This is a genomic window from Azospirillum sp. B4 (assembly GCF_000333275.1).
Taxonomy (GTDB): domain Bacteria; phylum Pseudomonadota; class Alphaproteobacteria; order Azospirillales; family Azospirillaceae; genus Nitrospirillum.
In genome coordinates this window covers 23749-45656 of the sequence record NZ_BACU01000068.1, presented here as the reverse complement: position 1 = coordinate 45656, position 21908 = coordinate 23749, and the positions used below count along the sequence as shown (strand labels likewise).

The window sequence follows — 21908 nt, the reverse complement described above, 5'->3', positions numbered from 1 at the left end:
CATCACCCCGCCACCGACAATGTGCTTATAGCATAGTTACGTTGGCGCGGGGGGATTCCGTCGCAGTGAATGCGGGAACGTGCCCCAATCATGTCCCCGGGCCTGGATGTGGCAGGCACCCAGCCGGACAGGTCAACGCCAACGTGGCGACGATTGTCATCGACACGCGGCGGGAGCCATCGAATGTCACCAACGGCCAATCCCGCGTGTCCGACGCCAACTCATCATATGGGACAATCCTTCATTCTGGATGCTGGTACCTTAAGGCGGTACCCCCATCATTTTTTTATCTCAGTTGGCAATCGGATTGGTTGATGAATATAGTCCTAGGCTGACGCGCATTCCCTTGCCTGGGTGAGGCCGCTGGGCATTTATTCAATGGGGTACTATGAGTATGGAAAGCAAATCCAGCATTCGGCGCAATGGCATGGTCTATGATTCCGCTGCCAGGGTCGATGCGCTGAAAGTTCGTGGCGTGAGTGTTTCCTTTTCCGACTTAGCGGAGGATTTTCCCGACGACAAAGTGCCTTACCTCGATAAGGCCAATGTTGACGAATCGACGCTAACACCACTTCAGCGGGATTGGCGACGCGATGGATTTGTGGTTGTCCAGAATTTCCTGAGCGATGATATAATCGCTGAATACAATGAACTTCGCTCCAGCCTCCAACTTGGCAAGAAGCATTTTGCCAATTTCACCCCCTATCTGGACCATGACGTCATCCGGCGTATGACATTGAATGACAGGATTCAATCGGTACTGAAGGAACTTTTGTTCCAGGACATGGGGCTCCATTTTATTCTGACAGCCTATCACAGCACGGAGCGGGGCTGGCATCAGGACGACTACCTCAACCCGGATTATGTTTTCTCCAATTACTGTGCTGTTTGGTTCGCCTTGGACGATATCAGCCCGGATGTTGGTCCATTTGAATTTGTTCCCGGATCGCACAAATGGCCCTGCGTTCGTCGCAGCCGTGTCCAGGCGCTCCTGGCTGACGAATTCGCGAATCAAACCAATCTAGAGAAGGACGGCGGCCACTGGGCCCAATATGCCGAAATCTTCACGAACGAAGCATATGCTTCGGAGATCGAGAGACGAGGACTGCCGATCCGCCGGTTCCTCGGAAACAAGGGCGACATTCTCATTTGGCACGGCAAGCTCGTCCATCGGGGGGCGCCGCCCAACAACCCGCTTCTTGAGCGCCGGGCCATGATCAGTCATTTCAGCGGTACGACGGTTCGACGTGACATAGGGGAAGATGTCCGGCGGTACGGCGAAAATGGCTGTCACTATTGGCATTTCGAACGATGAGGAGGGTTGTCGTCACCGGGGCGACGCGCGGGCTTGGCCTTGAGTTCGCCCGTTTTTACGCGCGCTCTGGTGACGCGGTTGTGGCGACCGGAAGGAACCCTGAGGGAAATGCCGCGCTTTGCGATCTGAAAGCGGCGTTTCCGGATCGCGTGCACACGGCACACCTAGATGTTACGGACGCCGACGCCGTTTCGGCATTCGGGCAACTGATCGAATCTCTGCCGGTGGACATATTAATCAACAATGCCGGTGTCATCGGCCCGGAGGTTTATAAAGGCGAGAGCGGGCAAACACTCGAGACGTTAGAACCGCGCGTTCTGCACGATCTGTTCTCCGCCAACGCGGTGGCTCCTCTGCTGGTAACACGCGCGCTCCTTCCATCCCTGTCCCGGCATGCCGGCAGCAAGGTCTTTGTGCTCGGAACTTCGGTCGGCATCGCAGCTGAAACATTTCCCGATTATTATGGCTACGCGATGAGCAAGGCTGCGGTCCATATCGGCTTCGCCGCGTTGGCCAAAGAGCTTTCCAAGCGCGGAATTGCGGTTGGAATCCTGTCACCAGGCTGGGTTCGTACCGACTTGGGCGGCGCTGCGGCAGCGCTGTCACCGGACGAGAGTGTCGCCGGAATGGCTCGCGTCATTGATGCCTTTGGCTTGGCGGATTCGGGCCGTTTCTTCGCTTATGACGGCACACCGAAGTCCTATTGATGTTCACTCGGCCGGCCGGTCGGCGCGACGGCCACCCCCGTCCCCCTTTGGTGGGCGGTCGCAGGTAAAGCGACGGGGCGCCATTGAGTTCCTTACCGGCAACGTCCGCGCACAGCGGCCGTGACGGCATCGACATCACTGGCACCCTCGCTGCTGCCGGCTTCAACTCCACCATCTCGTCGGTTGGTTCGAAGCCTTTTGGCATGCTTGGCCCACCCGCTTCATCCGGCTCGGAACAAAATGGCCCTGGCCGGCTCGATCAGAGCCGGCCAGGGCCATTTTTCACCGGGAACTGCGCAGAACTCCGTGTTCGAGCCGGCAGGTGCTGCCTCGCGTCATATTACCCTGAACCTCTCAAGGCTGCGAAGGTGCGCGATCTGCGACGATATCGAACAAGTGCCGCTCGAATTGCCGTGCCTGCTCAATGGGGCCTGGAAACCGAATCAAATAGTTCGCGGCGCATTTGAGGCGACGCTCGACCAGTGAGGGGTCGTCCAGCAGGCGCAGCATCGCCGCCAATATCGACTCAGGGTTGGGATCCGCATACTCAAGCATTCCCGTCACCTCAGGGTCGTTGAAACGGGATTCCGGCCACTGGACATCAACGACGGGAAGATTGCATGCGAGCATTTCAAAGGGAACGTGGCTGGGGTTTGTCGGGGAGATCGAGAGGCCAACCGTACCTTCGCTGTAAAGCTGCGCAAGCGTATCCAGGTTACTGATAATTCCTAGGTTCGTGTGTGGGAAACCGACATAGTTCGGGTCCACCGAATTTGATCCGTAAAATACGATATCAAGCTCTGGCCGCAGCGACTTGAGCATCCGAAGAGCAGTCACTGAAATACCATAGCATCGCCGCGGCATTTCCGGGCGAGCAAGAAAGATAATTTTCCGCTTCTTCCGTGTTATGCCTGGCCGTTCATAATAAACGGACCGGTCAATTACCATGTCCACATGGCGGCAGTCGACATTGTAGGATTCCTTGAACTTCCTCGTCAGGAATGGTGTGTACGTGACCATGGCGAGGCCGAGTTTATAGGTGTCCTCAGCTTGGAAATATTCGTTCCCGAGCGGATAGAACCAGGGTTCGAAGTCCTGCACAAAATAGGCTGCCCGGCCACCGACGGCCAGCGCGAGGTCGCGACACCGCCGCGCCGTGGTCCAGAAAGTAGCAATGGCAAGGTCAAAAGCCAGAGGCGGCAGCCTGGTCGTTATGGTGAAATCAAATGATCCGAAGTGTTGCCCGATATAATGGGCGAGCGCCTCATCGCTCGCGCTGCTTTCGGTCAGGTTCAATACCACACGGTGCCCGAAAAGGCTCAGGTGTTGGCATAAGCGGAAGAGGCTTCTGAAGCCACCGCTGCCAGCGGATACGTCTGGTACCACGATGCAAATGTTCAGCGATCGGGCTTTGTTCACACCGCCTGATGCGGCAATCGGATAGCGGACACTAACCGCGGCCAGGTTGTTGATATAGCTTTTGCCAATGCCGGTATCCGAATATTTCTCCAGGGCCGAGGCGCGTGCCCGCTCGCCCATGGCGAGACGTAGATCCCGGTCAACCACAAGGTTTTCAATCGCCGCCAGCCAATCATCTTTGCTTCTCGCCACGAACCCTGACACGCCGTGCTCAATGGCCTCACGGAACGGTTCGGTTGCCGTGGCGACACAGGGAACAGCGAACAAGGCCGCTTCGAAAATCTTAAGTTCGCTCTTGCTTTCGCAATAGGGGTTGGGTTCCAGCGGCGCCAAGGTGATATCGACATCACTGTAAACCGGTAGCATCAGCTGGTGGGGTTGAAAGGGCAATCGACGAACGCGCCCTGCGAACTCCACCCAGGCGGGGCCTAGGTCAAGATGGCCGGCAAGCAGGAATTCCACATTGGGATGTCGGCGCATCACCTCCAGCAGGGCTTCCTCGCATTCCGCAAAGTCCGCGTGGTGCGTCCATGTCCCGCTGAAATATGCGATGACGACCCGATCGCGAACCGGCCTTGGATGCGGGAACAGTCCAGCGATCCTGCGCTCGAACGGGCCATGCGAGTTTTTGATGACCGCGGACGGCAATCCATTCCGCTGCGCGAATTCAGCCAGCAGGCGTGTCGAAAACGTTCCCACGTCCGCCGCGAAAAGGGCGGAACGGTAAAGCTCGATCCCCACTTTCGTGCCGGCGCGTTCCGCCGGACGGAGCAGGTCAATGCCGCGAATGTGCTCCGCCAGTGTCGGTTCAAAGAATAAATCGTCGATGTCATAAACGATCTGGGCTCCCAACTTATGAGCCCTATTTATTATTCTATTGATTTCTTCCACAAGGGGGGCCCTGAAGACAACCAGGCGGCCGATGCTGGCACAGCGGGCAAAGAAGGAATCCTGTTCGTAAGGAAGCAGGGTCGTCACGTGGTAACCAGCATCCTCAAGCGCATCGGCCACATTGAGAACGCGGTACCGCTTCGATTCGCCGTCCTGCAAGCCGGTCAAGAAGACGAAGTCGAAGTCTTTGGTAGGTTCGTCCTCATCGAAGGTCGCGGGCAACTCGGAAACGTGGCGAACCCCAAACAATTCGAAGATCGCGAAGGCGGCGCGTATTTGGTGGGCGCCGAATGTCATACGGAAAGCGGCAAGCAGCACGTCGAAGACGCTTGCGCGCTCAACCGACCCCGTTGAAGCCAGCTGGTCGTACTGGGCAAGGAGAGTCTCCCGGATCCAGCGATAGCACCTGCGTTCCCGGTCGGACACCATTTCCCGCATGAGAGTTACAGCAACTCCCAGCGCGTCTTTTGGCTCTCCCGCCAGTTGCGCGGCGGTGGCCCAGAAAATCATCAGAACCCGGCACATCCGTTCGGATGGCTGTGGCAGGCCTCGTTCCTTCTGCGGGACGGCCGGAGACGGCCGTTCCCATACGGCCAGCATTATGGTGCGAAGGTCGGCATAGGCGTGGCTGGGGGCGATCAGCCATTCCACGAGGCGTGACCACCATGCCAGGTCGGATTCACGATTTGGGTATCGTGCGCCCTTATAGAGCTTCCCAAGAATTGGCGTCAGCCGCTTGAACCATTGCCGGGCAAAGTCCTCCCCTTGAGGCAATAGCGTGGATACCAGACCGGCCGCGAACAGGGTGGGGCCAAGCAACGTCTTACGGTCTGCGAGGTCCAACTCCAAACCGATTTCCAGATCATGCAGCAGTGCCGACGCCGGAATGAAGGGGTTGTCGTTCTTGCGCCCGTCTAGTTGCGCCAACGCCTCACCAAGCGTGGTTATGGCATCACCCTGGTTGCCATGTGCGACGTAATCAAAGGTCTTTAGCAGCGCCCTTGACGCGTCGGTGACCCGACTTTTTTCCCAGTCGGAGAATCCATGGCGGCCTTCTTGGGCTCCATATTCAATCCAATGTGAATACGCGGATATCTTTCCGGTTCGGACGGATTCCCGCACGTCCGGATTCTGATCCAGATATGCCCGATCCCAGAACAAAATAAAATCGGACGCGACCTTGGCGATTAGAATGCCGACACCGGAAATATCTTTTTTTTGAATGGTTCCAACATTCGCCGCTTGCGATGCCTGTTGGTCTTCAACCACCGCCGTAATGTGCTTGGTCTCCACAATGCCCTCTTAGCCAATTTCAGGGTGCCTAATGATCGGAGTATACCCTGCGTCGCTCGCCCCCCGACCGATCCTCGCAAGCTGCGGCAAACTAGCATCAAATCCAACCAATTCCCATGCGCTCGTCTCGGCCAAGGTAATCCTTCAGGTCAGTCGGCGGTATGCCATATAGGGATCGATATTTGGCAAGCCGCGTGCGTCTATCGGCAGGCCTTCGTCGTCAAAGCTGACGAGGGCTTCCGGTGGCACCGGGGACCACCTCGCCTGCGCGGTGATATAGAGCCGGCTGCGTAAAACCAGACGCAGCCGCCTCTAGCTGAGCCTGTCCACGAGCAGCTTCACGCCCAAGGTGATTCCACCTTTGGGCTATCTGCTCTAGGGTCAGCGGATGGCTAGGAGGTCCGGTGTGCCGCCACTGTTTCAATCATGGCCACGCTTGCTGGCGGCGACGGCAAGCCGTGGGTCTACAGGGATGCGGGCCGGACATGTCGCCACGGCCCCACGTCCGGCCGCCAGCCGTGTGGATCCATTGACGTCAATGCACCAGGCATTTCGGCGACGTTTTTCCCGGGACCGGATGCGTCATCTACGGCAATTGGATTTAAACATCGACCTGTTTTCGGAATTAAATATCCGATTCAGATTTGCTTCTGAGCTTGCCAATGAAAGTCAAGAATAAATTCATGTGATCATAAAGTACATCCACCCTGTCAATGCCAACGCGGTCCATCAGCTTTGTAATAGAAGCATCAGTGTAAAATATGAAATGTACAGATTCAACGTACTGCGGACAGAGCATTGGTACCTGGAACATGACAATTCCGCCAGGGGCCATGGTAGCCACAATGGCTGACATGAATTCGACGGGATTTGGCAAATGCTCCAGGACATGCCAACCCACGACGACATGCGCCTGCTTGTCGATGGAACTTAGCTCAGTCGAGACAGACACATTATCCGGCTTGCCGACGACATCGCAGACGGCGCGAAACGGCTGCAGCCCCAAATCAACACCGTGAACATATTTAAAGGCCTTTGCTGCCGCAAGTAAGCCATACCCAGGCCCAAAGCCAACTTCCAGAAGAGTCAAATCCTCGACCTCGCCGATGAAGCTACGGGCAAGGTCGACAATGAACGAATGGCCTGCGACCTCTCGTCCGATATGCTCGATACCTGCGGCATCGGACGCCAAGGGATAGGCTAGCTCGGCACTCTCAATTTGGTGCTCTTGATTATTGAGGGAACCAGATTCTATTTGAGAATAAAGTGTCGAATTAAACAAAGCTATACAGGACTTGCAGATGCTGATGTCGTTAATCTCACCTTGAGGTGTGCGGACAAGTTCAAACCGTACATCATTATCACGACTGTCGCAAACTGGACATTGCATCTTTTCATTCCTGTGCCGTTAGCGCCGGCGTCTGACCCTAGTCGATGCGCCAGTTTGGCGCAGCAGTTCAAATTAAGTACGCCTTCTAAGCGCTCGGTTCTACTATATTATAACGCGATTAAAAGAGGAGGAATGGCAAAGACGGATCCGGTCCCGTACGGGGCGGTGGGGCCGGCTGCGGTATGGCCGGCGCCTTCGGGCGTGCCGCCATTCTGTTGCCTTGGGGGCAACAGCCCCGCGCCACGGCCAAGCTTTCGTCCATCACCCGGACCGCGCCAACCGACGCCAGGCCGCTTGGGCGCCGACTGTCTGGAACTCGGACAGGAATCCTGCGGCCGCGGTGAGGCGGGAAGGGTGCCCGCGCCCGCCAACCCTCCCAGGCTGTGTGTTCGCCGTGATTCCGCCACCTGAGGCCGGCATGGTTGGAGGGAGGCGGTAAGGGGCCTGATATCTCAGTAGTGTGCGGCCCCAGAGGCATCCTGTCCCGGTACCTACGCGCCGCGTGTCATGCGACAGAAGCAGGAGATACAGATGGTATTCAAGAATACCGTAAAATCAAGGATATCGACCAACATCTTATTGGTCGCCGCTTTGGCTGGAGTGTCATTTACGGTGTACAAGCTTGGCGTGGTGGTGAATACGCTGTCATCCACCGTGGCCAGCCAGAACGTCGCGTTGGCCACCATCCTGTCGGATATGAAGGCGCAGGGCTTGGAATATGGAATTTCCCCCACGCGACTTCTGGATGAGACCCGGCGGCTTTGCTCCGAGCCAATCGTTGGATTTGCGGGAACGGCCCTTTGGAACAAGAGCTGCGGGGCAGACTTGGTCAATAAGTTGGACGTTGCTGCTGCCTCCTACAGGCAGGCTTCCGTTGCAGAGGCTGACGCGACCTTGAGACCCGCTGTCTATACGCCGGGGACGATGGAATCGGGGCGGGATCAGACTCCTGAGAGGCGATATATCGCTGCGAACGCGGTAAAGCCGGATGCGCCTCAGCCAAGGCTCGAAATCTTGTCAGAAACAGTGCCTGGCGCGGCGTCAGCTGAATTGCGCGGCATATATACTGGCAACACAACGGCCCGCATGAGCGTTTCCACCGAGATTTCGGCCGCCAATGATCCGCCGGGTGCGGGCGCCGGCCCGCGCGCGGGCATTTTTTCTTTTGTCAAAAACACTGGGAGCGCCGCCGATGGGGTCGGCATCCTTGCTGACTGCGACGTTGCCGTTTCGGGGAAGACCTGCTTTGGAGGAAATGTTATCGCCCGTAGCGAGGCGGTATCAAATGCCAAGTTGGTCGGATTTGAAATCGATCAGGAATTTGCCGTGGGCTCGACCCCCAGCCCCCATTCAATCGGATTGGCGCTCAATGTCTACAGTGTGCCCCGTGGCGGCCCGGCCGTCCAGTTGGGGGCACTGGGTGGGGGTACCTGGACCAACGGCGTCCTGGTTGGACACGTCGACCAAGGCGGTACGGGGCTAGGCGTCGTCAGCGGCTCGCCACGCATGGCGTCTCTGGTCAATACGACCAACGACGGCGGGGGCTACGGCCAAGCGGCGATTGTGATTGGGCCCAACGATGGCCGCAACAATCAACGAATACTGTTGTCCGGTACCGGGGGTGGTTCCGCCTCGATTTCCGAAAGCGACAAGAATCGGCTGAACATTAGCAGCAGCGGTGATGTGGAAATCAAAGGTGGAAACGTCTCAATAGCGGCCGGAGCCGTTAGGATTGATGGTGCCCTCAGTATTGGGACGCAGACTCTCCTATCGACAGTGGTCGCGCTGGCGAATGGCGCCGGCAATAAAACCGCAGCGCTTACCAACGCGCCGGCAGCTGGCAATCCGACAAAGTGGATACCGATCAACGATAACGGTACAACCCGCTACATACCCGCCTGGTAAGGTTGGCCTTGGAGCCGATCGCCCTGGCCGAAAAACGCGTTGGCCCCGGTATCAGCGGCACGGGATCTTCACTCGTGCCGCTATGGGGCGCCTTGATGTCACGTCCGGCGACGGTGCTGACCCGTGCCGCTTGTAAACACCGTCCATATTACCGCGCGGTTGATGCCGGCTGGATGTCAACGCGCTCCGATATTTCGGCAAGCTGTTGCCGTAAAATCGCAATTTCGTGATCGCGCGCGCGCACGAACTCATCGGCCAGCGCGATCCGTCGATCACGCTCCTCTATCAAGGCAGCGGCCTCGCGAAGCTGAAGATCGCGTTCGGTCACAAGCCCATCCGCGAGTTGAAGGCGCCGATCCCATTGGCGAACCAGCGCGTTGGCTTCGTCCAACTGGCGGGCAAGGTCAGCCGCAAGCCATTCCAGAGCCGAAATACGCTTCTGGGCGGACGTGATGTGGGGCGCTTCAAACGCGTCATAAACACCCCCGATCAGCTGCCCCGTCACCGGGGTTAAAGGAACGATGCCAATTTCAAGCTGCGCGTCCGGCGGAAAGCCGGCCGTAGACCCATCGAGATTGAAGGAAATGGACCCCGGCTCAGTGCCGACACAGAAAAGTATCTGGTGTAGACCGACCGTGACGTAACGGACATTAGCGGGACTGTGCCATCGGCTAAGGTCGCCCCGCCATTTCCAATGAACGAAGCCGGAACCATCCAAGACATCCATTTGCTGGATAATGAAACAGGCGGGACCGCAACTAAATTGGATCTCGACAGCCTGCGCCGTTGACGGCAGCGGGATCCGGAGCCGTTGCGCCATGCTGTCATAGCGAAGGTCACGCTCGTGGGCAGCGCATCCGGCAGGGGATGTGACCACGCACCGGCATTTGCCTAATTCCACCCGTCGATCGACGGTGAGATCGTCGTCCCGCTGGCCGGTGACCGGATGCCAGCCGCTATTGTCTTCGGGATGCGGCAACGACGTCAAAAGCTCAGGTAGCCGGCCTTCGTTCAAATGAGCCGTGAATTCATCATAAGAACACAGCCCCAGATATGACCGCTTGTCGGCACTCACAGTTTCGAATTCTATGTCTTCAGAACATGGGTAGTCCAGGGTGAGATTACGATTGACGATAATTCCAACCCCGAAGTCTTCGTCAACCACCATCGCAGCGGATGGATTGTAACGCCGGAATAATGCAAATGCCTTAAACGTTTCCCCAACCCAGGGACCAAATTTCCGTACCCTATCCGTCCACTCTTTGCGGGGTGGGTTGCAATCATGGACAAGGAGAACGCCCCCGTCCTTCAAAAGGGAAGGCAGTGCGCGCAAAGCATAGTCGACATCCGGTCGAATATGTACTGGATCAAAGAAAATAATATCAAATTTCTTTCCTGAATACGCCTGCAATAATTCCTCAACAGAAAATATCTGCCTGGTCGCGAATATTCTTGCCTGGTATAGAAGACGCTCTGCAGTTCCTGCATCAAGAAAAGATACTTCTGGTATGAAAGCTATTTCCTTTTCTGGGCAATTCACATCAGCATAAAGATTCTCGCCATCGTATTTATTATACTCAAGGTACGACTTGAGTTTCCAAGCATGAATAAAGCTATTAGCAATGTCGGCTTTCGTCACGTGATCCCCAGCCATCATAGCTCCACTTCAATTTTAACTACCTGCCCAGCTGAAAATGCTGGACGGGGTGAAAGGTACTGTCTGAAGATTGCTGCGCCAACTTAATAACGCGCTTGGTGTCGCTGCCGTGGTATTGGGGCCGTGGTATTGGGGCCGATGGGTTCCTGTGGGTTCAGGGCAGGTGGCTGCATCAAGCCTGGCGAGGGGCGGTATGATGCCAGCTCTTGATTTTGGCTCCTGCCGCGGGAGGCCTCCGGGACGAGACTCTCGGCAAATTACGGGTGCTGTCCCAAAAAATCCGCCACGAAGGCGTTGGCTGGCCGTTCGCGCAGGTCCTGCGGCGTGCCCACCTGCTGGATGTCGCCGTCGTTCAGCGCCACGATGCGGTCGGCCATGGTCATGGCCTCCGCCTGGTCATGGGTGACGTAGACGCTGGTGGCGCCCAGGTCCTGGTGCAGGGTGCGGATCTCCACGCGCATCTGCGCGCGCAGGCGGGCGTCCAGGTTGGACAAGGGCTCGTCGAATAGGAAGGCCTTGGGCGTGCGCACGATGGCGCGGCCCATGGCCACCCGCTGGCGCTGCCCGCCGGACAGGGCCTTGGGCTTGCGGTCCAGCAACGCCGTCAGGCCCAGCTTGGCGGCCGCGGCGTCGACGGCGGCGGTAATCTCGGCGGCGGGTAGGCGGCGTTGCTTCAGGGGGAAGCTCATGTTCTCCCGCACCGTCATGTGGGGGTAGAGGGCGTAGGACTGGAACACCATGGCCAGATCCCGGTCCTTGGGCGCCAAATCGTTCACCAGGCGCCCGTCGATGCGGATTTCCCCCTCCGTCGCGTCCTCCAGGCCGGCGATCAGGCGCAGCAGGGTGGACTTGCCGCAGCCTGACGGGCCCATGAGGGCCACGAACTCGCCATCGCGGATTTCCAGGTTTATGCCGCGCAGCACCGGTCCGCCGCCATAATCTTTGCCGACGTTGGTGAGGGTGATGGTGGCCATGGGTGCCGCGTCCTCTCAGCCTTTCACGGCGCCGGCCGTCAGGCCCTGCACCAGGTAGCGTTGGATGAAAAAGAAGAAGGCGCCGACCGGCAGCAGCGCCAGCACACCCGCCGCCATCATCTGCCCGAAATCGACCGAGAACTTGGAGACGAAGCCCAGCAGGCCCGCCGGAAAGGTGCTGACGGCGGCTGACGAGTTCAGCATCAGGCTGAACAACAGCTCGCTCCACGCCGCGATGAAGACGAAGCCGCCCGTGGCCGCCAGCCCCGGCAAGGTCAGGGGCAGCACCACCCGCAGCAGGGCTTGGAAGCGGGTGGCCCCGTCCATCATCGCCGCCTCCTCCAAATCCTTGGGCACGCCCTCGAAGAAGGATTGCATGAGGAAGGTGGCGAAGGGCGCGTTGAAGGCGGTGTAGACCAGCACCAGGCCCGAGAGGCTGTTGGTCAGGCCCAGGGGCGCCAGCAGGCGGAAGATGGGCGCCACGATGATGACCAGAGGGAACATCTGGCTGACCAGCATCACCCCCACCACCCAGACCTTGCCCCTGAACCGAAAGCGGGAGAAGGCGTAGCCGGCCGCCGACGCCACCGCCGACGCCGCCAGGGCCGTGGCCGTCGCCACGATCAGGCTGTTGCGGAAGAACAGGGGGAACTGGCTGTGCCGCAGCACGGCGGCGTAATGGTCCAGCGTGACCCGGGAGGGCCATAGCCGCACCCCCTCGCCATACAGGAGGTCATCGGGCGTGACCGAGACCTTCACCAGCCAGAACAGCGGGAACAGGGCGAAGGCGACATAGAGCGCCAGCGCCAGGGCGCGGGCGACGTGGCCGGTGGTGCGGGCCATGCGGCGGCTCGTCATATCACCCCCGATCCGTCAAGGCGTGGCGCAGCACCATCACCGCCGCGGCATAGGCCAGCAGCAGCAACAACAGCACGGCGGCTACGGCGGAGGCGTAGCCGAAATCCAACCGCTGGAAGGCCAGCGTGAAGATGTAGCTGGACAGGATCTGGGTGGCGTCGGCCGGCCCGCCCTTGGTCATCACCACGATCAGCTCGGCGAAATTGGCCACCCACACCGTACGCAGCATGAGGGTGATGGCGATGGTGGGGGCCAGCAACGGCAGGGTGATGCGGCGGAACCGCGTCCAGGCGCCGGCACCGTCCATCCGCGCCGCCTCATGGATGTCCTGCGGGATGGACTGCAGGGCCGCCAGCAGGGTGATGGCGAAGAAGGGGATGCCCCACCAGACGTTGGCGGCGACCGGTCCCCACAGGGCCAGGCGCGGATCGGACAGGATGTTCTCCGGCGTGGCCAGCAGGCCAACCCCGTGCAGCCAGTGGGGCAGGGGGCCGATGACGGGGTTGAACAGCCAGGCCCAGGTCAGGCCGGAAAGGAAGCCCGGCACCGCCCAGGGCAGGAACACCAGGGCCTGCACCCCCCCCCGGCCGGCGAACGGCCGTTCCAGCAGCAGGGCCAGGATCAGCCCGAAGACGAATTGCAGGGCGACCGATACGCCCGTCCACACCACGGTGTTGCGCAGGGCCGTCCAGAAGCCGTCGTCGTCCAACATCTCCCGGAAATGATCCAGCCCGACGAAATCGCCGCTCAGCGGGTCCAGCAGGATCAGGTCGTGGAAGGCGTAGGACAGGCCGGTGACCAGGGGAACCAGCATGACCGCGCCGATCAACAACAAGGCCGGGGCGGTGTAGAAATAGGGCTCCAGCGTCAGGGCCAGGGCGCGGCGGCTCATTTGGCGCCCCCGCCTTGTCCATCCTGGGCCTGCTGGAGTTCGGCTTGCTTGCGCCGGGCCTTGGTCAGGTAGGCCGCCCACTGCTTGTTCATGGTGGCGGGGGTGATCAGGCCCAGCAGCGCCTGCTGGCTGCTGCGCACCACCAGGCTGTCGGCGAAATAGGCGAAGCCCGGGAGGTAGGTCGGCATCAGCGTGGGCACCACGTCCGGGTCGGCCAGTTCCGCGAACCAGCCCTGGTAGATGGGCCCGGCGTACAGCGGGTCGTTGGCGGCGGCGGTATAGACGGGCAGGGCGCCGGTCTGCTTGTTCCAGGCGATGTTGCCGGCGGGGCCGTTCAGCGCCACCACCAGGTCCCAGGCCAGGTCCTTGTGCGCCGCCTTGCGGAAGATGGACCAGCCGGCATAGCCCAGGGTGGGATAGGCCTTGCCGTTCGGCCCCTTGGGCCAGGGCGCCACGCCGAACTCCTCCGGCTTCATGCGGGCCTTCAGCGCGATCAGCGCGTCGGGGTCCTGGTCCACCATGGCGCAGGTGCCGGTGTAGAAGCCGGCCACCACTTCGTTGAAGCCCCAGTTGACGCTGTCCTTGGGCGCCAGGCCCTGCTTGTACAGCTCGATCAGCCAGGTGGTGCCGGCCAGCCAGCCGGGGTCGTTCAGCGCGCTGGTGCCGTCGTCGTGGAAGAAGGCGTTGCCGCCGGCGATGCTGGCCCCGAACATGACCCAGCCGTTCAGCCCGCCCGGCCCGCCGCGCAGGCAATAGCCCGACTTGCCCGGCAGCTGGGCGATCTTCGCGGCATCGGTCCGCAACTCATCCAAGGTGGCGGGTGGGCGGTCGATGCCGGCCTGGCGGAACACCACCTTGTTGTAATAGAGCGCCCGCAGGTAGAAGCCATAAGGCAGCATGTAGGCGACGCCGTCCACCGACCGCGCCACGGTCAGGGCCCGCTCGTTCAGGCCCTTGGAATCCTGCCAGCGGGCGAGGTAGGGCTCCAGGCTTTCCAGCTGGCCGTTGCCGGCGTAGAGCGACAGCCAGCGGTCCGGCATCTCCACCACGTCGGGAATGTCGCCGGCCGCCACCATGGTGGCCAGCTTCTCGAACGCCGATCCCCAGGCCAGCGACGTCACCTCCACATGTGTGCCCGGGTGCGCCGCCTCGAAACCCGCCACCAGTTGCTTCAGCGTCTCCGTCCGTTCCGGGCTGCTCAGCACCTCTACCAGCCGCAGCTGGGTGTCGGCCCAGGCGGGCAGGGCCGCCAGGGTGAGCGCGAGGGTGAGGGCCAGCCGTTTCAGCATCAGCGGGCTTTCCGCGCCACCTGAAGGCCGCGGGCCAGGTCGGCCCACAGCGCCTCCGTCCCCTCCAGCCCGACATGCAGGCGGATCATGCTGGCCGGCACCCCAAAGTCGAGGGCCGAGTTGGGGCCGGCCGCCTGGACATGGGTCACCAGCGCCGGCACCACCAGGCTTTCATGCCCGCCCCAGCTGACGCCCAGGTGGAACAACTCCAGCGCGTCGCAGAAGACGGGAATGTCGATGTCACCGTCCACGGTGAAGGAGAACAGGCCCGAGGTGCCGGTCAGCCCGGGGGGCAGCGGCCCCATCAGGGCCGGATGATGCACCTTGGTCACGTTCGGGTGCTCCGCCAGCCGCTGGGCCAGGGTCAGGGCCGACGTCTCATGCGCCTTCATGCGGATGGGCAGGGTGCGCAGGCCGCGCAGCAGCAACCAGGCCTCGAACGGCCCCAGCTTGGCGCCGATATAGGGGCAGATGGTGCGGCGGATGGTGGCCACCAGCTCGGCCCGCCCCGCCACCACGCCGGCCACCGTGTCGCTGTGCCCGCCGATGTATTTGGAGGCGGAGTGCAGCACCAGGTCCACCCCCAGCGTCGCCGGCCGTTGGAACACGGGCGTGGCCCAGGAATTGTCGATCAGGCTGATGGCGCCATGCTTCCGGGCCAGTGCGGCCAGGGCGCCGACGTCGTGCGCCTCCATCATCCAGCTGTTGGGGCTTTCCAGATACAGCAGGCGGGCGCCGGGCAGGGCCGCGTCCACCGCCGCCAGGTCGGCGCCATCGACGTAGGTGGTGGTGATCCCCCATTTCTTCAGCAGCGTCTCGAACAGGCGGTACGCGTCCGGGTAGACATGGCGGACGCAGACGATGCGGTCGCCCGGCTGCACGAACGCCAGCACGGCGCCCGAAATGGCCGCCATGCCGCTGGGGAAGCCGATGGCGTCGTCCGTCCGCTCCAGCGCCGCCATCTTGCGCTCGAACTCCGTCACCGTGGGGTTGGTGGTGCGGGAATAGACGGCGCGCGCCTGTTTGCCGGCATAGGTGTCCGCCATCTCCTGGAAGCTGGCGAAGGTGAACAACGAGGTCTGGACGATGCCAGGCACCACCGCCTCATAGGCGTGGGTGGTGTCGTCATGGGCCACCAACCGCTGGGCGATGGCGACAAAATCTTCCGGGGTGTCGGTCATGGGCGTTTCAGTCATGGGGAGGACATGGCCTTGATGTCTTCTTCGACGATGGAAAGGATGCCCAGCGTCTTCAGCCGGGCGCCGCCGGCGTCGCCGGCGCGGATGGCGTCGAACAGCTCACGGTGCAGGGCGAAGGACCGGCGGGCGAAATCGGGGCGGTCGAACGGCTTCTCGAAAAAATGCTCGAACGTCTCGCGAATTTGTTCCAGCAGCTGGCGGAACAGCGGGTTGTGGGTGGCGTCGTAGATCGCCAGGTGGAATTCCAGATCCTCCGGCCCCGCCGTGCCCTTTTCCAGGTGCACGCGCTCCATCGCCACCAGCTTCTCCTCCAGCGTGGCCAAGTCGGCGGGCGTCGCCCGCTGGGCCGCCGCCTCGCTGGCCGCCACTTCCAGCCCCCGGCGGATCTCCAGCGTCTGCAACAGCCGGTCGCGCAGCAGCCCCGTGTCGAGGATGAGGGAGACATGGACGGCGCTGGGCGTAACGGCGCGCAGCAGATAGGTGCCACTGCCCTTGCGCGTCTCGACCAGGCCCCGGGCCTGGAACTGGCGGATGACCTCCCGCACCGTGGACCGCCCCACGGCCAGCCGCGCCATCAGCTCCCGCTCCGTCGGCAGCTGGTCCCCCGGCTGCAACGCCGCCTCGGCCATGAAGGCGGCCAGGGCCGCGCTGACCGCCGCGATGCGGTCGGCGCTGGGCAAGGGGCGCAAGGCAGCGCCGGCCGGATGGGAAGGCGTGGGATCCACGGCACCTCGGATGTCGCTGGGCCTTCAGCGCTGTCCCGGCGCCGGCCCAAATTGGTCTGACATCTGATGATTGGGCGGGGCGGCGGCGCTGTCAAGGAAGACTGTCCCCGGTTTGCCAGCGTGCCACCCCTCTCCAACTGGCGATAAGGTGGCCCCGTCCCGCCAGCACCAGCCGCCGTGATAGGCGCCGTGGATGAGGATGATGGGGCGGGCGGCCATGGCTCAGGGTTGGTCCAGGAAGTCGGTGACCAGGGCGGCGATGGCCGGGGCGTGCAGGTGGAACAGGCCCAGCGCCGGCACGCCCGCCAGCTCATGGTGGCGGCTGTGGGGCACGGCGCGGTGGGCCGCCTGGCTGTCGCCGTGGAAACCCTCCGGCTCCAGCACCAACAGGGGCTGGGTCAGGCCCGGCAGACGCAGTGACAGGTCGTACTCGGCCACGGCCTCCTCCCCCCAGATGGCGTTGGGGCCCCCGCGGAAGAACTCCTGGAACAGGTCGCTCTTCAGGTCCAGGTCCATGCTGGTGGGGTAGCGGGCCATCACCCGCCGCCAGGCGGACATCAGGTGCCCGCCCTCGGCGTCCGGCCGCGCGGGCCAGGCGTTTTCCCGGGCCTTCTGCCGCTGTTCCTCGGTGAACCATGGGGGGCCCACCATCACCACCCGTCGCACCAGGTCGGGATACAGCAGGGCCAGTTCCGTGCCGATGGCGGCCCCGGTGAAATAGCCCAGCACATCCACTTGGGCCAGGCCCAGGGCTTGCGGGATGTCGGCGATCCATTGGGTGTAGTCGGCGATGCCGGGCTTCTCCACCGGGCGGAAGGATTCGCCGAACCCCGGCGTATCCACGGCCAGCACGCGCCGTCCGCCCCTGGCCCCCGCCTTGGCCAGGTGCGGCAGGATGGCGGCGAAGGTCAGGCTGGATGAGGGGCTCTGGTGCAGACACAGCAGCGGCGGGGCGCCACCGTCGCGGGGGCCGGCCTCCCGCAGGTGTATTTGGCCGCCGGGGGTGTCGACGAAGGCTCGGATGACTGTTTGCCGCGACGCTTCGTTCCTCAAGGCTGGCTCCCCACCTGATCCGGGCGCGTGCCGCCCGCCGTGTCGTTTCCCGGCCACACCGTTGCGTGGGGGAGATGCCCTCGCCACAGCGCGGTGGCGGCGTGGCCGTCAGGCGGATAGAGCGGCATGCCGCGCTGTCGCGCCGGACGCCGGGCGGCGAGGGTCGGCTTTTCCGCACTGGCATGGGGATAAGGGCGCGTCATGGGCACATCGTTGGAAAGCGACTACAAGGCGGTCTACGGCAACCGCATCGGCTTCGGCGGCAAGCCGGCGCTGGTGCTGGTCGATTTCGTGGAGGCCTATTTCGCCCCGGAATGCGACCTGTACGCCGGGGTGGACGCGGCCCTGGCCTCGGCCCTGCGTATCCGCGCCGCGGCGCGGGCGGCGGGTGTGCCCGTCATCCTGACCCGCGTGACCTATCAGGCCAGTGGCCTGGATGGCGGCCGCTTCTTCCAGAAGGCCCTGCCGCTGCGTCACTTCCTGCCCGGCAGCCCCTACGGCGCCTGGCCCAAGGGGCTGGAGCCGCAGGCGGATGAACTGATCGTGTCGAAGCAGTATCCCAGCGCCTTCTTCGGCACCAGCCTGGCCTCCACCCTGACGGCGGCCGGCATCGACACCGTCATCCTGACGGGGCTGACCACCAGCGGCTGCGTGCGCGCCTCCTGCATCGATTCCTGTTCCCACGGGTTCCGCACCATCGTGGCAGCGGAGGCCTGCGGCGACCGCCACCCCGACCCGCACCGGGCCAACCTGTTCGACATGAACGCCAAATACGCCGACGTCCTGCCGGAGGATGAGGTGGTGGCCTACCTGCAGGGTTTGCCGGCGCGCTGAGGATGCGTGCCAGGGGCACGAACACGTGCCCCTGTAGGCTGCGACCGCAGCCGCCGGACCGTTTTGGGGAGCGTCAGCGGACCGAAACGGGAGGAAGCCAAGCAGCCGGATGGCTGCGCCCCGGCGCTGAAGGACGCATCAGACTCCCTTCTAAATGGCGGCGGTGAAGGGCTGGCCGAATCTCCGCCGCCACGCCCTGCAACTCGCCCAGGTACTTGGCCGCCGCCGCCTCCAGCGTCAGGGCGTTGGCGAAGAAGCTCATGGTCAGCGAGGCGATGGCCCGGTCCTGGTACAGCACCGGCACCGCGATGCTGGAGGTCTTGCCCGGGTTGGCCGTGTACTGGTTGCGCGATTGCGTGGCGTATCCCTGGCGCCGGATGTCCTCCAGCGGGCCGGCGTTGCCCAGCATGACCGTGCCCATGCGGTCTTCCGTGCTGTCCAGGCGCTGCATGCCCCGCAGGATGGACTGGCGCTCATCCTCCGCGCAGAAGGCGGTGTAAACCTTGCCCGAGGCCGATTCCAGCAGCGGCAACTTGAAGCCCGGATGATAGACGGAGAAGGTCAGCGAGGTCATGGCGTGCGTGGTGTCGCGCAGCACCATGGAATTGCCCACCCGCGTTGCGATGGATACGGGCCAGCTGACCTTGCGGCACAGCGCGATCAGCAGGGGGTGGGCCACGGTGACCAGCAGGTCGTCGTCTTGGTACCCCACGCTCAGCGTCTTCACCAGGGCCGTCACCCGGTATTTCTTTTGCGCCGGTTCCTGTTCGATCAGATATTCGTACAGCAAGGTCTGGACGATGCGGCACACCGTGGGATAGGGCAGGTCCGTCTCGTTCGCGATTTCCATCAGCGTCAGCGAGTGGTGCCGGTTGATCGCCTGTAGAACAAGAATGGCCCGGCTGATGGCCCGGATGGGAATGCCCCTGTCCATAACGCCCCCTGATTTATTCGCCTCGCGGTTTCCGCATCCTGCCCAAGCTGTTCGGCGGGCGCCCTGTTCGATGGCCGCCGTATTCGCCTGGCGAATATATTATTAGCCCAACCTCGACCGGTTGAGCGCTGCTGAACCAGCACCGCCCCACTCATGAAGTTGGGCATGGGGCGGGGGGCTGAAGCGCGATGGGCATCATCCGGCACAATACTCCGCCCCTGGATCTGACGGTGCAGGTGGTGGTGGTCGGGGCCGGCCGGGGCCTCAGCGCCGCTCTGGCCGCGCCGACACCGCCCACGCCGGCCGCGTGGCGAAGGAATCGCCCGACACCCTGGCCTGGCTGCCCTTGCCCAGCGCGGATGCCCCCAAGGATATCCACCAGGCGGTCAGATTGGCCATGGCCTGGGGCATCCGGCGGCCCCGTCAAGGATACTGAATCCAGGGCGAAGTAGAGGCATGGGGATTACTGGGCGGTTCAACGCCAGGGGCAAATGAACACCCCGAATTGATCCGCGCCATACTGATAATGGGATGTTTGCATGAAGAAGACAAAGGTCATTGTCGCAGGCGCGGGCCCGGTGGGCACGGTCGCGGCCTATTATCTGGCGCGGGCGGGGATCGAGGTGGTGCTGCTGGAGGCTGGCGTCGACTGCGCCATGGACCTGCGCGCCTCCACCCTGCATCCGCCGACGTTGGAGATGCTGGACACGTTGGGCATCACCCCCACCCTGCTGGAACGGGGGCTGAAGGCGCCCGTCTACCAGTTCCGTGACCGGGGCAGCGGCGACGTCTACGCTTTCGACATGTCGGAACTCGCCGACATCACCCGCTATCCCTTCCGGGTGCAGTGCGAACAGTACCACCTGTCGCGCCTGCTGGCCTCCAAGCTGGAGGCGGAGCCCAACGCCGCCGTTTACTTCAACCACCGCCTGGTCCACTTCGAGCAGGACGACGATGGCGTGACGGTGACGGCCGAGACCCCCGTCAGCCTGGAACGCTTCCGCGCCGACTACCTGATCGGCGCCGATGGCGCCAGCAGCCTGGTGCGCAAGTGGCTGGGCATCGAGTTCGACGGCTTCACCTACCCTGAGAAGTTCCTGTGCCTGACGACGGAAACGCCGCTGGAGCAGTACATCGATGGCCTGTGCCACGTGAACTACGTGTCCGACGCCAAGGAGTGGCTGGTGCTGCTGCGTGTGCCGTCGCTGTGGCGCATCCTGGTGCCGGCGGGCGACGCCTCGGACGAGACGCTGGTGTCGGATGAGAAGAAGAACGCCGTGTTCGGCGGGCTGATCGGCCTGACGGACGAGGTGAAGACCCACCACCGCACCATCTACCGGGTGCACCAGCGGGTGGCCAAGACCTTCCGCGTCAACCGCGTGATGATCATCGGCGACGCCGCCCACCTGAACAACCCCATCGGTGGCTTCGGCATGAACAGCGGCATCCATGATGCCTTCAACCTGTGCGCCAAGCTGGTCGAGGCTTACCGCAACGGGGCGGAGGGCGGTGGCGGCGCCGAGGCGCTGCTGGCCCGTTTCGACCGCCAGCGCCGCACGGTGACGCATGACTTCACCCAGGCGCAGACCATCAAGAACATGGAGTTCATGAAGGAAGGCCAGGCGGCTGGCCATCGCAAGCGCCACGCGGAAATGCAGCGCATGACCGAGGACCCGGTCGCGCGGCGCCAATACCTGATCACCCAGTCCATGTTCGGCAGCCTGCGTCAGGAGGCGGAGATCCAATGACCATCGCTCACAAAGATCGCTACGTCCCCGGCCGGGACGCCCAGGGTTGGCGCCTGAAGCTGGGCGTGCTGGGCCCGTCCACCAACACCACGGTGCAGCCGGACATGGAGGCGATGCGCCCCTACGGCGTCACCAACCATTACAGCCGTATCATCGTGGATGACGCCCAGGCGGTTTCGGACGAAACCTTCCGCATGGGCACCACCCTGATCTCCGACAACACCATAGACGCGGTGAAGGGCGTGCTGACGGCCAAGCCCGACTATCTGGTCATGGGCATGTCGGCCATCACCTTCTACGGTGGCCAGAAGGGGGCGGAGGCGTTCCAGCAGCGCATCCGCGACGTCACCGACATCGGCGCCTCCATCGGCGCCACCTCGGTGGCGGAAGCCCTGCGCGCCTATGGCGGCATCAAGAAGGTGGCCTTCGTCTCCCCTTACTTCCCCACCGCCAATGCCGAGGTCACCCGCTTCCTGGGCGACAACGGCTTTGACGTGGTGCGGGACACGCCGTTGCGCTGCCCCAGCTGGACCGCCATCGCCCAGGTGCAGGAGCCCGAACTGCGCGAGGTGCTGAAGAAGCTGGACGGCGACGACGTCGACGCCATCGTCCAGGTGGGCACCAACCTGTCGATGGTGCGCCTGGCGGCGGCGGCCGAGCTGTGGCTGGGCAAGCCGGTCATCGCCATCAACACGGCCACCTATTGGCATGCCCTTCGCGCCTGCGGCATACAGGACAAGATCTTCGGCCTGGGGCGCTTGCTGGAAGAGTTCTGATCGGCGCCCGTCCGACGACGCCTGGGATGCCTAAGCAGACTTTCCGAAC

The 21908-nt window shown here is 62.5% G+C and carries 17 protein-coding genes and 1 pseudogene; 6 read left to right on the top strand and 12 right to left on the bottom strand.

The window, feature by feature from the left end; genetic code table 11:
- The first annotated feature begins 394 nt into the window (after positions 1-394).
- Both I55_RS34030 and I55_RS02755 read left to right on the top strand, forming a co-directional pair.
- On the top strand, positions 395-1315 hold the full coding sequence (locus I55_RS34030) for a phytanoyl-CoA dioxygenase family protein (protein WP_159107093.1): 921 nt from the start codon (positions 395-397) through the stop codon (positions 1313-1315).
- Positions 1312-2022, top strand: a complete 711-nt coding sequence (locus I55_RS02755; protein WP_044558959.1) for an SDR family oxidoreductase — start codon at positions 1312-1314, stop codon at positions 2020-2022. Before I55_RS34030 ends, I55_RS02755 begins: the two co-directional genes overlap by 4 nt.
- Positions 2023-2376: 354 nt before the next feature.
- Here the strand turns inward: I55_RS02755 and I55_RS02750 are convergent, their stop codons facing one another.
- Both I55_RS02750 and I55_RS02745 read right to left on the bottom strand, forming a co-directional pair.
- Entirely contained in the window at positions 2377-5625 is a 3249-nt protein-coding gene (locus I55_RS02750; protein ID WP_148293548.1) for a glycosyltransferase, read from the bottom strand.
- 625 nt (positions 5626-6250) lie between these two features.
- On the bottom strand, positions 6251-7015 hold the full coding sequence (locus I55_RS02745; RefSeq protein WP_083900789.1) for a bifunctional 2-polyprenyl-6-hydroxyphenol methylase/3-demethylubiquinol 3-O-methyltransferase UbiG: 765 nt from the start codon (positions 7013-7015) through the stop codon (positions 6251-6253).
- A 507-nt stretch (positions 7016-7522) separates the two neighbouring features.
- Here I55_RS02745 and I55_RS35670 point away from each other — a divergent pair.
- Positions 7523-8920 (top strand): hypothetical protein, encoded by a 1398-nt coding sequence (locus I55_RS35670; protein ID WP_148293547.1) that lies wholly within the window; start codon positions 7523-7525, stop codon positions 8918-8920.
- Positions 8921-9068: 148 nt separating this feature from the next.
- Here I55_RS35670 and I55_RS35665 read toward each other — a convergent pair whose 3' ends face one another.
- From I55_RS35665 to I55_RS32660, 8 genes and pseudogenes are all read right to left on the bottom strand, one after another.
- Entirely contained in the window at positions 9069-10559 is a 1491-nt protein-coding gene (locus I55_RS35665) for a hypothetical protein (RefSeq protein WP_148293546.1), read from the bottom strand.
- 287 nt (positions 10560-10846) lie between these two features.
- Positions 10847-11551 (bottom strand): annotated as a pseudogene (locus I55_RS02730) (ABC transporter ATP-binding protein); the annotation flags it as partial.
- A 15-nt stretch (positions 11552-11566) separates the two neighbouring features.
- The gene (locus I55_RS02725; protein WP_044558953.1) at positions 11567-12409 is read right to left on the bottom strand and encodes a carbohydrate ABC transporter permease; all 843 of its coding nucleotides are present in this window, start codon (positions 12407-12409) and stop codon (positions 11567-11569) included.
- Between the two features lies 1 nt (position 12410).
- Entirely contained in the window at positions 12411-13301 is an 891-nt protein-coding gene (locus I55_RS02720) for a carbohydrate ABC transporter permease (RefSeq protein ID WP_044558951.1), read from the bottom strand.
- Positions 13298-14590 carry a sugar ABC transporter substrate-binding protein gene (locus tag I55_RS02715; protein ID WP_044558950.1) on the bottom strand — a complete coding sequence of 431 codons (1293 nt, stop codon included), beginning with the start codon at positions 14588-14590 and terminating at the stop codon, positions 13298-13300. The genes I55_RS02720 and I55_RS02715 overlap by 4 nt, the downstream gene beginning before the upstream one ends.
- Positions 14590-15771 carry a PLP-dependent transferase gene (locus tag I55_RS02710; protein ID WP_044558949.1) on the bottom strand — a complete coding sequence of 394 codons (1182 nt, stop codon included), beginning with the start codon at positions 15769-15771 and terminating at the stop codon, positions 14590-14592. The genes I55_RS02715 and I55_RS02710 overlap by 1 nt, the downstream gene beginning before the upstream one ends.
- An 11-nt stretch (positions 15772-15782) precedes the next feature.
- Complete coding sequence (locus tag I55_RS02705; protein ID WP_044558947.1) at positions 15783-16514, bottom strand: FadR/GntR family transcriptional regulator; 732 nt, start codon at positions 16512-16514, stop codon at positions 15783-15785.
- A 222-nt stretch (positions 16515-16736) separates the two neighbouring features.
- Positions 16737-17567, bottom strand: a complete 831-nt coding sequence (locus I55_RS32660; RefSeq protein ID WP_049973771.1) for an alpha/beta fold hydrolase — start codon at positions 17565-17567, stop codon at positions 16737-16739.
- A 201-nt stretch (positions 17568-17768) separates the two neighbouring features.
- On the opposite strand from I55_RS32660, the gene I55_RS02695 reads away from it, so the two are divergent.
- Positions 17769-18401 (top strand): isochorismatase family protein, encoded by a 633-nt coding sequence (locus I55_RS02695; protein ID WP_044558946.1) that lies wholly within the window; start codon positions 17769-17771, stop codon positions 18399-18401.
- Positions 18402-18474: 73 nt separating this feature from the next.
- Here the strand turns inward: I55_RS02695 and I55_RS02690 are convergent, their stop codons facing one another.
- Together I55_RS02690 and I55_RS38915 are read right to left on the bottom strand one after the other, a co-directional pair.
- Positions 18475-19335, bottom strand: a complete 861-nt coding sequence (locus tag I55_RS02690; protein WP_064742458.1) for a helix-turn-helix domain-containing protein — start codon at positions 19333-19335, stop codon at positions 18475-18477.
- Positions 19336-19599: 264 nt separating this feature from the next.
- On the bottom strand, positions 19600-19734 hold the full coding sequence (locus I55_RS38915; RefSeq protein WP_286364284.1) for a hypothetical protein: 135 nt from the start codon (positions 19732-19734) through the stop codon (positions 19600-19602).
- 140 nt (positions 19735-19874) lie between these two features.
- On the opposite strand from I55_RS38915, the gene I55_RS02685 reads away from it, so the two are divergent.
- Both I55_RS02685 and I55_RS02680 read left to right on the top strand, forming a co-directional pair.
- Positions 19875-21083: an NAD(P)/FAD-dependent oxidoreductase gene (locus I55_RS02685; RefSeq protein WP_044558945.1), complete on the top strand. Its 1209-nt coding sequence runs from the start codon at positions 19875-19877 to the stop codon at positions 21081-21083.
- Positions 21080-21859 (top strand): arylmalonate decarboxylase, encoded by a 780-nt coding sequence (locus tag I55_RS02680; protein WP_044558944.1) that lies wholly within the window; start codon positions 21080-21082, stop codon positions 21857-21859. The genes I55_RS02685 and I55_RS02680 overlap by 4 nt, the downstream gene beginning before the upstream one ends.
- Positions 21860-21908: the final 49 nt, after the last annotated feature.

Bases quoted from the DNA above. Each gene is read 5' to 3' on its own strand.
- I55_RS34030 (WP_159107093.1), top strand. From the start codon at position 395: ATGGAAAGCAAATCCAGCATTCGGCGCAATGGCATGGTCTATGATTCC.
- I55_RS02755 (WP_044558959.1), top strand. From the start codon at position 1,312: ATGAGGAGGGTTGTCGTCACCGGGGCGACGCGCGGGCTTGGCCTTGAG.
- I55_RS02745 (WP_083900789.1), bottom strand. From the start codon at position 7,015: ATGCAATGTCCAGTTTGCGACAGTCGTGATAATGATGTACGGTTTGAA.
- I55_RS35670 (WP_148293547.1), top strand. From the start codon at position 7,523: ATGCGACAGAAGCAGGAGATACAGATGGTATTCAAGAATACCGTAAAA.
- I55_RS02725 (WP_044558953.1), bottom strand. From the start codon at position 12,409: ATGACGAGCCGCCGCATGGCCCGCACCACCGGCCACGTCGCCCGCGCC.
- I55_RS02720 (WP_044558951.1), bottom strand. From the start codon at position 13,301: ATGAGCCGCCGCGCCCTGGCCCTGACGCTGGAGCCCTATTTCTACACC.
- I55_RS02715 (WP_044558950.1), bottom strand. From the start codon at position 14,590: ATGCTGAAACGGCTGGCCCTCACCCTCGCGCTCACCCTGGCGGCCCTG.
- I55_RS02710 (WP_044558949.1), bottom strand. From the start codon at position 15,771: ATGACCGACACCCCGGAAGATTTTGTCGCCATCGCCCAGCGGTTGGTG.
- I55_RS02695 (WP_044558946.1), top strand. From the start codon at position 17,769: ATGGGCACATCGTTGGAAAGCGACTACAAGGCGGTCTACGGCAACCGC.
- I55_RS02690 (WP_064742458.1), bottom strand. From the start codon at position 19,335: ATGGACAGGGGCATTCCCATCCGGGCCATCAGCCGGGCCATTCTTGTT.
- I55_RS38915 (WP_286364284.1), bottom strand. From the start codon at position 19,734: ATGGCCAATCTGACCGCCTGGTGGATATCCTTGGGGGCATCCGCGCTG.
- I55_RS02685 (WP_044558945.1), top strand. From the start codon at position 19,875: ATGAAGAAGACAAAGGTCATTGTCGCAGGCGCGGGCCCGGTGGGCACG.
- I55_RS02680 (WP_044558944.1), top strand. From the start codon at position 21,080: ATGACCATCGCTCACAAAGATCGCTACGTCCCCGGCCGGGACGCCCAG.